Source organism: Brochothrix thermosphacta DSM 20171 = FSL F6-1036, from assembly GCF_036884295.1.
Taxonomy (GTDB): domain Bacteria; phylum Bacillota; class Bacilli; order Lactobacillales; family Listeriaceae; genus Brochothrix; species Brochothrix thermosphacta.
On record NZ_CP145608.1, the window covers coordinates 1,734,955 to 1,750,052 of the forward strand.

Genomic DNA, 15,098 nt, shown 5'->3' on the forward strand with positions numbered 1-15,098 from the left:
GTATGTATAAATATAAAAAAAATAGTATATATATACAGGAGGAGTTCATATGAAAGAGAAGGTAGTTTTAGCTTATTCAGGCGGTTTAGATACATCGGTAGCAATTAAATGGTTACAAGATAAAAATTATGATGTCATCGCAGTTTGTTTAAATGTCGGCGAAGGGAAAGATTTAGATTTTGTAAAAGAAAAAGCATTAACAGTTGGTGCAATTAAATCAATTGTTTTGGATGTTGTTGATGAATTCATTAACGATTACGCCTTAATCTCACTGCAAGCTCACACTTTATACGAAGGCGTTTATCCTTTGATTTCTGCTTTAAGCCGTCCCTTAATTGCTAAAAAACTTGTCGAAATCGTTGAACAAGAAGGCGCTGTTGCTGTTGCTCACGGTTGTACGGGAAAAGGGAATGACCAAGTTCGTTTTGAAGTTTCTTTCCAAGCTTTGGCCCCGAATATTAAGGTATTGGCTCCTGTACGTGATTGGAAATGGTCACGTGAAGAAGAGATTGAATACGCTATTCAAAATGATATTCCCATCCCAATTAACTTAGATAATCCTTATTCTGTTGATCAAAACTTATGGGGACGCGCCATTGAATGTGGTGTTTTAGAAGATCCTTGGGCTACACCACCTGCTGGTGCCTATGAATTAACAATCTCTGATTTAGAAGATGCTCCTGACCAACCAGAAATCATTGAGCTTTCATTTGAAAAAGGGGTGCCTTCTGCTCTTAATGGCCAGACATTCACTGCAGCAGAAATCGTTGCACAACTAAATGACATTGCTGGTAAACATGGTGTTGGTCAAATTGATCACATTGAAAATCGTGTGGTAGGTATTAAATCACGTGAACTTTACGAAGCTCCGGGGGCAATGACTTTGATCACAGCACATAAAGCACTTGAATCAATTACCTTAATTCAAGAAACGGCTCACTTTAAGCCTACTGTTGAATTACAGTTAACTCAAATGATTTATGATGGTCTATGGTTCAACCCTTTAACAAAAGCTCTGATTGCTTTTATTAAAGAAACACAAGAAAACGTAACGGGAACTGTTCGTTTGAAATTATATAAAGGACAAGCCATTGTTGTCGGTCGTAAGTCACCCGTTTCACTTTATAACGAAAACCTTGCAACCTATACTTCTGAAGATACATTCGACCAAGATGCAGCTGTTGGCTTTATCAAATTATGGGGCCTTTCTACTAAAGTAAATGCCGAAGTACAACTTCACGCAAAGAGTACTGTCCATGAGTAATGCTAAACTGTGGGGTGGACGTTTTCAAGCTACCAATGAGGAATGGGTCGATTCCTTTGGTGCTTCGATTTCGTTTGATCAAGCACTCGTTTTAGAAGATATTCAAGGTAGTTTAGCTCACGTTAAGATGCTTGGCGCAACAGGAATTTTGCCAGAAGCTGATGTCTCACTTATTACAGAGGGTTTACAGACTTTAATGGAACAAGCTAAAAATTATCAGTTGGTCTATACTGTCGCAAATGAAGATATTCATCTCAATATCGAAAAATTACTGCACGATTTGATTGGACCTGTTGCTGGAAAACTCCATACTGGACGTAGCCGTAACGATCAAGTTGCAACTGACATGCACCTCTATTTGCTGAAACAAGTGCCGCTTGCTACTGAATTAATTACAAAACTTCAAACGGTATTGATTGATTTAGCGGAACAGCATATTCACACTGTAATGCCAGGCTACACACATTTACAGCGTGCACAACCGATTTCATTTGCCCACCATTTGATGGCTTATTTTTGGATGTTGGAACGTGATAAAGGCCGATTTGAAGATAGTATCAAACGGATTGATTTATTGCCCTTAGGCGCAGGTGCCTTAGCTGGGACTACTTTTCCGATTGATCGCCATCTCAGTGCCGAATTACTTGGGTTTTCAAAACCGTATGCGAACAGCTTAGATGCTGTCAGTGATCGTGATTTTTCAGTGGAGTACCTGAGTAACGCGGCTCTTGTAATGATGCATCTTTCGCGTTTTTGCGAAGAACTGATTTTATGGAGTAGTGATGAATTTAAATTCATCGAGTTATCGGACACTTTCGCTACTGGTTCAAGTATTATGCCCCAAAAGAAAAATCCCGATATGGCTGAATTAATCCGTGGTAAGACGGGACGTGTATATGGTGATTTGGTGGGCTTACTAACCGTCCTAAAAGGATTATCTTTGGCATACAATAAAGATATGCAAGAGGATAAAGAAGGCGTATTTGACACTGCACATACATTAGAAGGTGCCTTAACAATTATGGCAGGTATGATTGAAACGATGACTGTTAATGTCGCGCATTTAGAAGCTACCACGAAACAGGATTTCTCTAACGCAACAGAACTGGCGGATTATTTAGCAGCGAAACAGTTACCCTTCCGTCAAGCGCACGAAATTGTGGGTCAGTTAGTGTTGTTTTGTATCCAAAATAATATTTACCTGGCTGATCTTAGTCTTGAAACGCTGCAAGCCGCGCATCCACTCTTCGAAGCGGATATCTTCACTGTCTTACAACCTGAAACAGCTGTAGCAAGACGTAATAGTTATGGTGGCACTGGATTTGAACAAGTGAAAGCTCAAATCCATGAAGCAAAAGCTTTGCTTGCTTAAAAAACACATAAAAACCGCTGCTCCAAAGTAGATGAAAATCTACAGGGGGAGCGGTTTTTTCATTGTAAATTAATGGGTTTGTCGCCAGTTTGATATCGTTGTACCTTCAGCTTTTTTAAATGCTCGAAAAAAAAATTTTCATCGTCTCCATTTTGAGCCAATTCAGCAGCTATCGCTTTACCAATCCCTTTTGTTGATCCTGTTACCAATGCTGTTTTTCCATTCAAATTTAAATCCAACGTTTATCACTACTTTCACATGACTTTATATAATTGACTTATATAAAGTGATTGTACGCCACTAACGATTTAAAAAAACTAGCACAACACGACTACGAACTCGCATTTAGTGCCATTAAACTTGAAAAAAAATCTAAAAAAAGAAACCAACTGCGGCAACATCTCCCACAGTGGATTTCTTAATTCTTATTTAAGCGCGACTACATTTATGCTGTGACAGCATCGTGCTCTTCGTTATCGGCATTTTCTGGATCAAAGCTGCCATCAACTTTACTTGTGACAACACCAGCTACCATTGAATCACTGACATTCAATGCTGTACGTCCCATATCAATTAAAGGCTCGACAGAAATCAAAACGCCCGCTAAACCAACTGGCAGATTCAATGCTGATAAAACGATGATTGCTGCAAACGTAGCACCACCACCGACTCCAGCAACACCGAATGAACTGATAGCAACTACAGCTATCACTGTTAGAATAAATGTCCACGAGGTCACATCTATACCTGTTGATACGGCTATCATAATTGCTAACATTGCTGGATAAATCCCCGCACAACCGTTTTGACCAATTGACAAACCAAATGAAGCTGAGAAGTTTGCAATACCACTCGGTACTCCCATTCGTTCTTGTGCAGCAACATTTAACGGCAATGCACCTGCAGAAGTACGTGATGTGAAGGCAAATGTCAACGCTGGCATTGCTTCTTTTAGGAATGTTTTTGGACTCATACCTGCGATACCAAGAATAGCGAGGTGAATAATAAACATCACTATCAATGCCACATAGGATGCGACAACGAATGTTCCTAATTTAGCAATTGCGCCTAAATCACTTGTTGCGGTTGTATTTGTAATAATGGCGAAAACACCATAAGGCGTTAATTGTATAATCATACGCACAATACGAATAATGATTGCGTAAAACGAATCAATTAATCTAGCGAAAAACGCTGCTTCTTTGGCTTGTTTTCCTTTTAATGTTGTATAAGCAATCCCGACAAACATCGCGAAGATAACGACACCTAATGTTGAGGTTGGGCGTGCGCCTGTAAAGTCTAAGAATACGTTGCTAGGGATAAACTCCACAATTTTTTGTGGTAGTGTCAGGTCAACTGAAGCGACACGGTCTTGTAAATCTTGTGCACGTGCTAATTCTGTGGCACCTTGCGTAATACTACTTGCATCTAATTTAAATAATAACGCTGCTCCAATACCCACTGCAGCTGCAATTGCTGCTGTAACAACTAATACAACAATTATTGTTGTACCAATTTTAGCGACATTCGCTTTCAACTGTAGACGAGTAAAGGCTGCGACAATGGATACAAAAATTAAGGGTATGGCGATCATTTGCAAGAATTTGATATAACTATTCCCCACAAGACCTAACCAATCTGTTGTCATCGTTGTTATTTTCCCGGCTGAACCATAGCTGAATTGTAGTGCTAAACCTGCTAGGACACCTACTCCTAAAGCTGTTAATACACGTTTAGAAAAAGAAACACCTTTTTTTTGCATTAGGACAAATAGTCCCAAAATAATGGCTGCGATAACTAAGTTTATAATTACTAACGTGATTGTCATTTCTCACACTCCTATTTTATTCCGACTGGATTTATATGAATTACAGATTTAATCTTATCGTTTCAGTCGGCTTTTGTCAACCAGACGATTTATTATGTGCAAAAAAACAACACTCCTATTTGGAGTGTTGCTTAATGTTTAAAGAGTTGCTTAAAAAAATCAGTCATTTCGACTCTTAAAACCTAAATATATCTGTGTGAGCGCACTCACTTTTTCGCTAGAAGTTAAATGAAATAGCGTGATCTATCGCCCTCGATTGTTCGTTTCTCTTATGGTGTTGTCACATGCAGTTCTTCAATTGTCCACTGCCTGACGCCGAATACCGTCATCACCTGAACAGTAAACTGCGAGTGTTTCCTTTTCACTACGGCCACTAACCCACAATACTTTCTTTTAAAACTGTTATTTAGTTGTGTGTGCTAAAAATAAACAACAAAAAACGATTGTAGCTAAAACCTTGTAAAAAGTACGTTTCTACTTAACAAAGATTTGCTACAATCGTTTTTTTGATTCTTCCGATAAAATCAAGTGGTAAGATACAACTTCGTATCTCAAAAACTAAAGTTTACATTATAGTAAGTTCAATAAGCAAAACTTTGTAAGAAGCTTTATTCTTACTCAGTTTATAAAAAGTCATCGGCTGGGGAGCTGATGACTTTTTTGCTGTTTACGTTCGTTTATTTATTAAGCTCAGGTTGACTCTATCACTCTTTATTTGCAAGTTTTTTCTATTAATCGCTCGAAAAAGAGCCATAAAGAGTATCCCTACATTCATTTCATGATGGTTTTTTTATTTGTTTTTATCACCTTTCATATAAATCATTATCGGTTTATCATAACCTTCTGATCTATTTCCACCTTTAAAAATATGCATATTTTTTTTATCGAACCTATCAAATAACATCTCATATATAGCTGACGAAAAAGAGTCTACTACCTTTAAAAAGAAGTCGTTATCAGTTTCTTCATCATAATTCATTTTACTACTCACAAAACTTTTAAACTCCTCGGAATCTTTGAATATCAATATGCTTGATTCCATTATATCGTCTAAGTCAAACCAAATAAGATAGTCATACTTACCTGTTTCAGTCTTTCTATCAAATATTTCTAAAAGGTCATTCACAAGTTCTTTTTTGTGTCGTAAGTTTATTTTTCGTGAGTATTCAAATGACTGCGCTATAAATATTTCGTTAATATTATCTTCACTCTCATAACTTAGCTCATATAATTCATTACGCATCTCCAACCATTTTCTTTTCAACCCTCTTATTTTAGACAATACAAAAACTTCTTTTATTTAGATAATATTTTCCCACTTCCATCTGTAGAAGCTTTACGTTTATTATTTTTATCTTTTATTTTCCATTTTTTTCCACCATGACCAGCCTCATCTTTTTCTTTAACGAATCCGGTTTTCGGGTCTTTCCATGCTTGTCTTTTACTTTTTGGGTAAAATTTTTCAATTTAACTTTACCATTGATATCATTGATGTACAACCACGTAAATAAGTTGCGCAACTGATTGGTGCGTGACTATAAAATTATATGTAGTAAGGTTGTAATTGAAGGGAGGTAATGTCTTGAGGAATGTACTTTTAATATTCTCCTTAATATCTATTATATTTTTGTTCGGTTGTTCTAAAAACAGTTCGTCAGACATAGTCGGCCTAGTTAATATTAAAGAATCACAAGAATTATCTGTTTTGATGAAAAAAAGCGACAACGCTATTTATTTTGTTTATTTTGGCAGACCTAGCTGTCCTAACTGTGAAGTGTTCCAACCTAGACTAGAAAAAATTTCTAAAGAAATAAAACAAACAGTTTACTATTTCAATACCGATGAACACAGACAGAGTAAAGATCAAAAATCAGTGATTGACATATTAGATTTATATCAGATTGATAGAGTTCCCACGCTTCTAATGATCAAAAACGGAGAAATAGAAGAGGTTCTAAACGATACTATTAACACCGATGAAATAAAAAAATTTATGACCCCAAAAAAGTAAGGAGTGTTGTTTTATTCTTAAAAAAATAATTGTGTTTTTAACCATATTTCTAATAACTGTACCTTTCCCTTTTAATATCTCACTTGTATCAGCCTCTGAAGTTTCTACTGTAGAGAACGATTCAGATTTTTTATTGTCTTATTTTTATAAAAAAGATGATATTCTCTATTTTGATATAGACAAAGCAAAAAGAGACAGTCTTTCAAAAGACTTAATTGAATCTGCTGAATTCGCTTTGAAATATGAATCATTGTCAGGAAACAGCGAAGATATAGAAAAACTAATACAAAGCAGAGGAATTCCAATATACGGAAATTGGTGCGGTCCTAAGTACGGCAGTGGAAAGCCAAAAAATAAATTAGACACTGGTTGTATGAATCATGATAAATGTTATGGTAAAAGAGGATATTTCGCTTGCAGCTGTGACAAGGACCTCATTAATTACATTGGAAAAAATAGTGGGAAAATGGGTAAAACCGAAAAAAAATTCGCCGTAGGTATTGTTACTTACTTTAAATTAGCTCCTTGCAACCCATTCGCATAAAAGAACGTTGGAGGTTTTATGTTTAAAACATTCTATTCTATATCTCTTATATGTATATTACTAAGTATATTTTTGTGGATTCCTAATATATTTTTAGGAATCGCTAATCCATATGTTATGCTAACCTTTTTCTTAGGGATTATTGGTCTTCTATTTTCATTGAAAATCAAACAAAAATACTTAATAATAGGGAACATAATTTCTTCTCTTAGTTTCTTTTTATTAATGTTTTTAGGTTACATTTTTGAATTAGTATCTTTTTTCAAAGCGACATTATTATCTGCAATTGTTTGTAAAAACGTATCAGTTTTAGTTGTAACGGTCGTAATCGCATTGTTAGATACATCAGTGATGATTTTTGGCTGTCCCTTCTTTTTCTCCTCTTATATTTGTATAAAAAATACTAACCAAAAGTTCGTTATTTCAAACCTATTTTACGGGAAATTAGAATCAACTCTGTATTGATCTATGAAAAAACTTTAGGTTCTACTGTTTTAAAAACAAATCCTAAAGCAATAGTATTTTTAATACAATTAATAAAACTGTCATTCTGTATTTACAGAATGACAGTTTTAGATTGGAGACTTTATTATGTTAGCAAAACAACTTAAATCCGCATGTCCTAACAAAAAGTTCACGCAACAAGAGGGTGCAGATAAACTCAATATTTCAAGACAATCAATTTCAAAATGGGGAAATGGATCTAGCATGCCAGATATCGCTAACCTCATAGTTCTTGCTTCTTTTTATAAAATATCTATCCAAGATTTGACCAAAGAGAATAAGCAATTAAAAGAAAAAATATCTCGTAATAACGAAACCATTCATACACAGCAACAAAAATTAGCTAATATTAGAAAAGTACTTTCAACAAGCAAGAATAATGATAGTTGGTTTTTATTAATTATTCTTTTATTTACTTTTGTTTTTGCACCTTTAAATTTCACCATCTTACCTCTTGTTTTTATGAAAAATAAAAAAAGTAATCAACTGTATAAATTAATTCTTATTTTATCGTTCATTTCAACTGCTTCTACATGTTTCGTCTTTTACGATTGGCTAAGTGATGTATTTAATTTTGGCGGTACGATTACTATTGAATAGTCAATTTTTTGTTACTTATTGTCGCTATAACGTTGACGTTACTTGTGAAACCCACTAATTTGTACTTTCCTTTAATTGTTGCTTTAACCGAACTGTTTTTAAAACAAGAAATGCTAGAAAAAGACCCCGTAAGGTGCTGACCCCTAAAAGTTAGGGTTTTTATTATACAGCTACTTTAAAAGACACCGTCCACTTTAACAGTTTAGATTTTTTCAAGGGAAAAATCTGCTCAACAAGTCACAGTCCTTACGATTGTATCCCTGTTATTTTATTTTTTACCTGTTACTAGTTTTAATTCAACAGGTATTAATGCTTCAATTTTTTTGCCGGCTGCTACATCTTTGACAGATTCAACGGCTTTTTTACCAATCAATTCAGGTTGTTGTGCGATAGTCGCAGACATTTTTCCTGTTTCAACGGCTTTTAAACCATCGTCATTGCCATCAAATCCAACGATAATGATATCTTTACCTGCACTTTTCGCTGCTTCAACAGCTCCTAAAGCCATTTCATCATTTTGGGCAAAAATTGCTTGAATGCTACTATTTGCTTGCAGAACATTTTCAGCAACATTTAACCCTTTCGTACGATCAAAATCAGCTGATTGTTTCTCAACAACATCTAATTTAGTATCTGCAAGGCTATGGAACCCTTCGCCTCGTTCACGTGTCGCTGAAGCGCCTGGAACACCTTCTAATTCAGCTACTTTCGCTTTATCGCCTAATTGATCAAGAATATACTGAGCTGCCATCTTGCCACCTTCACGGTTGTCTGATGCAACCAAGGTCTCAACTTTACCTTTATCTGCCGAGCGATCAATCGCGATGACTGGAATAGCTGCATCATTCGCTGTTTTTACTGCTGAAGAAATCGCTGCCGAATCAACAGGATTAACTAATAATACATCCACACCTTGTTGAATCAAATCATCCACATCGTTGCTTTGTTTTGATGAATCATTTTGTGCATCGGCTATTTTCACTGTGATGCCTTGTTTTTTAGCTTCTTTAGTAATACCATCTTTAACAGATACAAAGAAAGGGTTATTTAAGGTTGAAATGGAAACACCTATCGTGATGTCTTTCACATCAACTTTACGTTCTTTTTTCGCCCAACCTGGTGCTTCTAAAGAACACCCACTGAGTAGCAATAGCGTTGCGATAAATAAGATGCTTAATTTTTTCATATCGTTTCTCCTCTACGCTTTACTTTTTTTACGATCGATTAGTACTGCTACTACAATTACAGCACCTTTAACTACCATTTGGTAAAAGCTTGACACACCTAATAAGTTTAGACCGTTGTTTAATGTCCCAATAATAAGTACCCCAATCAGCGTTCCGACGATACGACCTTTACCACCCGTTAAGCTCGTTCCACCTAAAACTACTGCTGCAATCGCATCTAATTCGTATGATTGACCTGCGGTTGGTTGCGCTGAGTCTAAACGTGATGCTAAAATCGCACCTGCTAAGGCTGCTAATAAACCAGTTAATGCGTATATCATTACTTTCACTTTATTCGTGTTGATTCCTGAGATGATTGCTGCTTTTTCATTGCCACCCAACGCATAAGTTTGACGACCAAAAGCAGTTTTATTCAGGATAAACCATAGAATAATAAACGTCACAATCATTGTAATAGCTGGAACAGGGATACCAAAAAGATAACCGCGTCCAAAAGCTTGGAATAAGAAATTTTCGCTCAATCCCGTAATCGGATTACCATTCGTATAAACAAGGGTTAACCCTCGGAAGATTGTCATTGTTGCTAATGTTGCGATAAAAGGTGCCATCTTTCCAACAGTAATTAATAAACCGTTGACTGCACCTAATACAGCACCGATGATACATGCCAGTACAATCGCAATAATTGGATCAACACCGCTGACAATAATTCCCGCCATAAATGCACTTGAGAGTGCCAAAATCGAACCAACGGATAGATCAATCCCCCCTGTTAAAATAACAAAGGTCATACCGAATGCAATGAGTGCATTGATTGATACTTGACGCAATAAGTTCAGTAAGTTTAACGGCTCTAAAAACGCCGGATTTAAAATGGCTACAATTGCCACTAATAATATTAAGCCGATAAATGGTACTATTTTCTCTCCAAAACGTTTGACGCTCATTTTATTTTCCCCCTGTTGCGAATGTCATTATTTTTTCTTGCGTTGCTTCTGCTTTCGACAGCTCACCCGTTACTTTACCTTCGTGAATGACGATGATACGATCACTCATTCCTAAAACTTCGGGTAGTTCTGACGATACCATAATAATTGCTACGCCACGTTCCGTTAATTCATTCATCAGTTCATAGATTTCCCGTTTTGCGCCAACATCAACGCCTCGTGTTGGCTCATCCATAATTAAAACTTGCGGTCCAATTCCAATCCATTTAGCTATGACTACTTTTTGTTGATTTCCTCCTGACAAAGCTCCGACTTCTAAATCAAGCGATGCCATTTTAATTGACAAACGTTTAGCCAATAAACCAGTGAAGTCGCGTTCTTGTTTTTCTAACATTACGCCTTTTGGTGAAAAATCTTGAATACTTGCCAACGCAATATTATCATTGATAGAAAAATCGAGGATAAGTCCTTCTTCTTTACGATTTTCTGTTATAAAGCCTAAACCAGCTTTTATCGCTGCTTGTGGTTCTTTGAATTTGACTTTTTTACCTTTCACTTTCATTTCACCACTATCATACTGATCCATTCCAAACAATGTTCGCATAATTTCTGTACGACCAGCACCCATCAAACCAGAAACACCTAGAATTTCACCTGCATGTACTTTAAAAGAAATACCTTCAAACACACCTTTTTTAGTTAAGCCGTTTGTTTCCAACACAACCTCGCCTAATGCTGGGTGTCGTTCAGGATATCGTTCAGTTAGCTCACGACCCACCATTTTTTTTACAACATCGTCAAATGAAGTATCTTTAATCGCCTCAGTACTAACAGATATACCATCACGCATAATAGTAATACGATCACATAATTTGAAAATTTCTTCCATTCGATGGGAAATATAAACGATTGAAACCCCACGTTGACGTAATTGCTCCATTACACGAAAAAGATGTTCTGTTTCAGTTTCAGTTAACGCTGCGGTTGGTTCATCCATAATAATCACTTTAGCATCTGTCATTAAACTCTTCATGATTTCTGCCATTTGTTGTTGCCCTACTGAGCAGTCACTCGCTTCTTTATAGAGAGGCAAATCAATCCCAATCTCACGGCATTTTTCTTCAGCAATTTGCTGCATTCGTTTGGTTTGTAACAGACCAAATTTGCTCATCTGTTTACCAATAAAAAGGTTCTCTAAAATAGTTAAGTTCGGAAAGATATTTAATTCTTGATGAATAAAACTAATCCCGACTTTCTCAGCTTCTTTAGGATTTTTGTAAACTGTTTTCACGCCGTCAACACTAATATCACCTTGGTCTTTAGCGTGTAAACCTGTCAGTATGTTCATCAAAGTTGATTTACCAGCACCATTTTCACCCATTAAGGCATGGATTTCACCTGCCTTTAATTCAAAATCAACACCGCGTAACACTTCATTTTTTCCAAACGCTTTATGAATATTTTTCATCGTGATTTCCATGGTCTGTCACTCCTCTCTTTTCTTTTAAAAGTTTACCCCTGCATGTAAAATGCAATTTGCGTAAGGTGTTGCTTCACCCGTTCTCACAACAGCTTTAGTTGTGCTGAGCTGTTCTTTAAATGCCTCGTGACTCACTTCAATGTATTCTATTTCACAGCCAACAATTGATTGTATTTGTGCAAACATTGCGGCATTTTCTGTATGTATTTCTGTTGCAATCGTTATTTTTTCAACAACCATTTCGGCGACAAGTTCTGTTAACACATCAATAAAACTTGGTGTACCTAACTTCAATGCTAAATCGATTTTTTTGACATCAATTGGAATTGGCAAACCACAATCACCAATAGCAACGGTATCTGTATGTCCTAAATCAGCCAACGTTTTTGCAATTTCGCTGTTTAATGTTCCATTTCGTTTCATTGTGTTAACATCTCCTTAACTGCTTCGCGATCAGGCATCCCTGATTGTGCACCTAATTTTTGGACTGAGAGAGCAGCAGCAGCATTGCCAAACAATACAGCCGTTTCGATATCTTTTCCTTCAGCAATCGCGACAGCAAAAGCACCATTAAATGTATCACCTGCACCTGTCGTATCCGTTACTGCTACTTTGAAAGCGGGCACTGTTTGGATGGTATCTGTTTGGAAACGAACACCCTTTTCCCCCAGAGTAACTAGTAAATTACCCGGGAAATCAGCAATCGCTTCATCGCTGGTTTTATTGGGAAAAATTAACTTGTTCTCATTTTCATTAGGTGTTAAATATGTAATGCGTTTTAGTGTCTCTGTTTGAATATCAGCCGCTGGTGCTGGATTTAGTAAAAAGCTTGTGCCTTCCTCTTCACACACTTTTGCTAGATAATCAATTATTGGTAATGGGATTTCGTATTGAGCCATGACAATATCAGATGATGCAATTTCAGCACGCGCTTCTTCAATCAATGACTCATCAACTAAGTCATTTGTACCTTTTACAACGATGATACTGTTGTCACCTTCGGCAACTGTAATATGAGCTGTACCACTTGTTTTTTTAGTAAAACGTTTTACTAATGAAGTGTTAACATTTTCTTTTTCTAAATTTTTAATAATCATTTCTCCATAACTGTCGTCTCCGACACAACCCACCATTGTTACTGTTGCACCTAATCGAGCTGCTGCAACTGCTTGATTTGCACCTTTACCCCCAGGGAACAATGAAAGATCTTCACCTATAATTGTTTCGCCTGCTACTGGTCGTTTGGCTGCACGTACTACCAAATCGATTGATAAACTTCCAACTACTGTAACTTTTGCCATTTTAATTCCTCCCGCATATCTTAGTAAGCGCTTTCTTTATATAATTACAGTATACGGTAAAACGTTTTACTTTGTCAATTACTAAAATAAAATGTAATTATACACCGATATATTTATAAATAAATTTACTCTTTCTACTATGACTATGCTATAATCATAACCATAATCTTTTGTGTCCTAAAGGAGGTTTACAATGTTCAAATCAAAACACACACACTGTGTTGTGTGCAAAAAAATTATTCAACCCGGTGAAAATACATTTGTTAATCTTAAAAACCCTAAACGAAAAGGGATTACAGAAATAAAAGCGTATCTGCGATTGGAAGCACGTTTTTATTGCACTGACTGCATAAAAGTCTCACTTAGAAATAAATAAAAGCCAGCCACTTTTTGTGTGGTTGGCTTTAAGCTAAAGTTATATTAAATAATGTGGGCAATTTACCCTTTATGATTGCTTCACTATGACACTTGATCGTGTTTTCAACGCGATATCTAAAACCGTATTAGGGACAACTAAATTGCCCGTCTCAATCATTTCTAGCATTTGACGTGCAGCATGTTCACCGATTGCTTTAGTAGGCTGAGTGATTGTTGTCAACGGTGGTAACATAAAGTGCGTTAAATTAATATCATCAAAACCAATAACTGATAAATCTTCTGGAATTTTAAACCCTCGTTCAGCTGCTGCTTTATAAACACCAAAAGCCATAATATCACTACAAGCAAATATTGCGCTGACACCTTTATCTAATAGTTTACCAGCCAATTGATAACCACTATATTCATTCACTTCATCAGCAATCTCAACCACAGGTGTATTTCCTTGACTTGCCATTGCTGCGAGATAACCTTGCGCACGTTGATGAATATTACTAAAATGCTCATTTGCCGTAATACAACCAATCGCTTGATGTTGATGTGTTATCAAGTAATTAGTGGCTTCTACTCCACCTGCAAAATCATCAATAAAAATCCCATTTGTCTGACTGTACTCACTTGGCCTATCCAGTAATATGTATGGAACTTTACGTTTTTTCAATTTTTCTAATAGATGTGCATTATCCGAAACGGTTCCCGCCAGAAAAACACCATCAACAAAACGATAAAGCATTTCATCAACATAACGCTCTTCTCGCTCTTTATCAGAAGATGAATTACATAACAATACCAAGTAACCTTGTTCAACTAAGACATCTTCTATTACTTTTGCCAACTCTGCAAAAAAGGGGTTGGTTATTTCAGAAACGATAAACCCAATTGTGTTACTTTTTGTTTTATTAAGATTTTTAGCAAAGTAATGCGGTTGATAATCCAACTTAGCAATGGCCGTTTTCACTCTTGCGTGTGTTTCCTCACTAAAGCGTTGCCCTTTATCATTGATAATGAGAGAGACCGTTGTGATGGACACATTGGCTTCTTTTGCAATGTCTTTAATTGTTACTTTCACTGTTGTATCATCTCCTCTCTCTGTCTATCTTAGCAAGTATGGTTGTTTCTTTCAATTGGATATGATTAAACGTTGCACAGCGATATCATATCTTTCTGCTACAACCTTATCGCTGAGTTGTTCTTCAAAAACAAGTGAAACTGTCTTGCCACGGTAATCTGCGAGGTATCGATCATAATACCCACCACCAAAACCAATACGATAACCATTCTGATGATAAACTACACCTGGAACCAAAATTAAATCAATTGAGTCTTTAGATGTACTTATAGCTTCTAATAAAGGCTCTTGCAGCCCGTATACGTCTCTTGTATCTGTTTTATGCGTATAACTACAGAATTCCATCAATCGCCCGTTAGTGACGGTTCTCGGAATGAATACGCCTTTGCCTTCTTTCCAAGCTTGTTCAATAACCGGCCTTGTTTCACATTCAGGCTGTTTGCTAATTGTAACTGCTATCGTTTTAGCTTGCTGCCATTCTAAACTATCGAAAAGCTGTTTATATAATGACACTTGTTTTTCAGAGCGTTCTGTTTGTGATAGGGCTGATAAATGTGCCAATACTTCCTGACGCAACTGTTTTTTAAAGGACATACAGGTTCCCTCCCATTTA

At 36.4% G+C, this 15,098-nt stretch carries 15 protein-coding genes and 1 pseudogene; 6 read left to right on the top strand and 10 right to left on the bottom strand.

The genetic code is table 11. The features are described 5' to 3' along the window. Nucleotides 1-49 precede the first annotated feature (49 nt). Together V6S17_RS08770 and argH are read left to right on the top strand one after the other, a co-directional pair. Nucleotides 50-1,264, top strand: coding sequence for an argininosuccinate synthase (locus tag V6S17_RS08770; RefSeq protein WP_029092274.1), 1,215 nt, complete (start codon nt 50-52; stop codon nt 1,262-1,264). Continuing rightward, a complete protein-coding gene (gene argH / locus V6S17_RS08775; protein WP_036027611.1) occupies nt 1,257-2,636 on the top strand; it encodes an argininosuccinate lyase in 1,380 nt (459 codons plus the stop codon). Before V6S17_RS08770 ends, argH begins: the two co-directional genes overlap by 8 nt. A 146-nt stretch (nt 2,637-2,782) precedes the next feature. Here argH and V6S17_RS08780 read toward each other — a convergent pair. The 3 genes and pseudogenes from V6S17_RS08780 to V6S17_RS08790 form a co-directional block, all read right to left on the bottom strand. Then, nucleotides 2,783-2,875: pseudogene (locus tag V6S17_RS08780) on the bottom strand (oxidoreductase); the annotation flags it as partial. A 206-nt stretch (nt 2,876-3,081) separates the two neighbouring features. Then, nucleotides 3,082-4,464, bottom strand: a complete 1,383-nt coding sequence (locus V6S17_RS08785; protein WP_029092277.1) for an L-cystine transporter — start codon at nt 4,462-4,464, stop codon at nt 3,082-3,084. Between the two features lie 790 nt (nt 4,465-5,254). Further along, nucleotides 5,255-5,746: a DUF3916 domain-containing protein gene (locus V6S17_RS08790; protein ID WP_051536008.1), complete on the bottom strand. Its 492-nt coding sequence runs from the start codon at nt 5,744-5,746 to the stop codon at nt 5,255-5,257. 300 nt (nt 5,747-6,046) lie between these two features. On the opposite strand from V6S17_RS08790, the gene V6S17_RS08795 reads away from it, so the two are divergent. The 3 genes from V6S17_RS08795 (at nt 6,047) to V6S17_RS08805 (ending at nt 8,123) form a co-directional block, all read left to right on the top strand. Beyond that, the gene (locus V6S17_RS08795; protein ID WP_029092278.1) at nt 6,047-6,475 is read left to right on the top strand and encodes a thioredoxin family protein; all 429 of its coding nucleotides are present in this window, start codon (nt 6,047-6,049) and stop codon (nt 6,473-6,475) included. Between the two features lie 31 nt (nt 6,476-6,506). Next, nucleotides 6,507-7,019, top strand: coding sequence for a hypothetical protein (locus V6S17_RS08800; RefSeq protein WP_051536009.1), 513 nt, complete (start codon nt 6,507-6,509; stop codon nt 7,017-7,019). Between the two features lie 591 nt (nt 7,020-7,610). Further along, nucleotides 7,611-8,123 (top strand): helix-turn-helix domain-containing protein, encoded by a 513-nt coding sequence (locus tag V6S17_RS08805; RefSeq protein WP_051536010.1) that lies wholly within the window; start codon nt 7,611-7,613, stop codon nt 8,121-8,123. A 268-nt stretch (nt 8,124-8,391) separates the two neighbouring features. Here V6S17_RS08805 and rbsB read toward each other — a convergent pair whose 3' ends face one another. The 5 genes from rbsB to rbsK are packed head-to-tail and all read right to left on the bottom strand — an operon-like array spanning nt 8,392 to nt 13,038. Then, nucleotides 8,392-9,309 (bottom strand): ribose ABC transporter substrate-binding protein RbsB, encoded by a 918-nt coding sequence (rbsB, locus tag V6S17_RS08810; RefSeq protein ID WP_029092280.1) that lies wholly within the window; start codon nt 9,307-9,309, stop codon nt 8,392-8,394. A 12-nt stretch (nt 9,310-9,321) separates the two neighbouring features. Beyond that, complete coding sequence (rbsC, locus tag V6S17_RS08815) at nt 9,322-10,257, bottom strand: ribose ABC transporter permease RbsC (RefSeq protein WP_029092281.1); 936 nt, start codon at nt 10,255-10,257, stop codon at nt 9,322-9,324. 1 nt (nt 10,258) lies between these two features. Next, complete coding sequence (locus tag V6S17_RS08820) at nt 10,259-11,737, bottom strand: sugar ABC transporter ATP-binding protein (protein ID WP_029092282.1); 1,479 nt, start codon at nt 11,735-11,737, stop codon at nt 10,259-10,261. A gap of 24 nt (nt 11,738-11,761) precedes the next feature. Beyond that, nucleotides 11,762-12,160: a D-ribose pyranase gene (rbsD, locus tag V6S17_RS08825; RefSeq protein ID WP_029092283.1), complete on the bottom strand. Its 399-nt coding sequence runs from the start codon at nt 12,158-12,160 to the stop codon at nt 11,762-11,764. After that, nucleotides 12,157-13,038: a ribokinase gene (gene rbsK / locus V6S17_RS08830; protein WP_029092284.1), complete on the bottom strand. Its 882-nt coding sequence runs from the start codon at nt 13,036-13,038 to the stop codon at nt 12,157-12,159. Before rbsK ends, rbsD begins: the two co-directional genes overlap by 4 nt. A 193-nt stretch (nt 13,039-13,231) precedes the next feature. On the opposite strand from rbsK, the gene V6S17_RS08835 reads away from it, so the two are divergent. Next, complete coding sequence (locus V6S17_RS08835) at nt 13,232-13,414, top strand: hypothetical protein (RefSeq protein ID WP_029092285.1); 183 nt, start codon at nt 13,232-13,234, stop codon at nt 13,412-13,414. 69 nt (nt 13,415-13,483) lie between these two features. Here the strand turns inward: V6S17_RS08835 and V6S17_RS08840 are convergent, their stop codons facing one another. After that, entirely contained in the window at nt 13,484-14,485 is a 1,002-nt protein-coding gene (locus V6S17_RS08840) for a LacI family DNA-binding transcriptional regulator (RefSeq protein ID WP_029092286.1), read from the bottom strand. Between the two features lie 51 nt (nt 14,486-14,536). Next, nucleotides 14,537-15,079: a 5-formyltetrahydrofolate cyclo-ligase gene (locus V6S17_RS08845; RefSeq protein WP_029092287.1), complete on the bottom strand. Its 543-nt coding sequence runs from the start codon at nt 15,077-15,079 to the stop codon at nt 14,537-14,539. Nucleotides 15,080-15,098 lie beyond the last annotated feature (19 nt).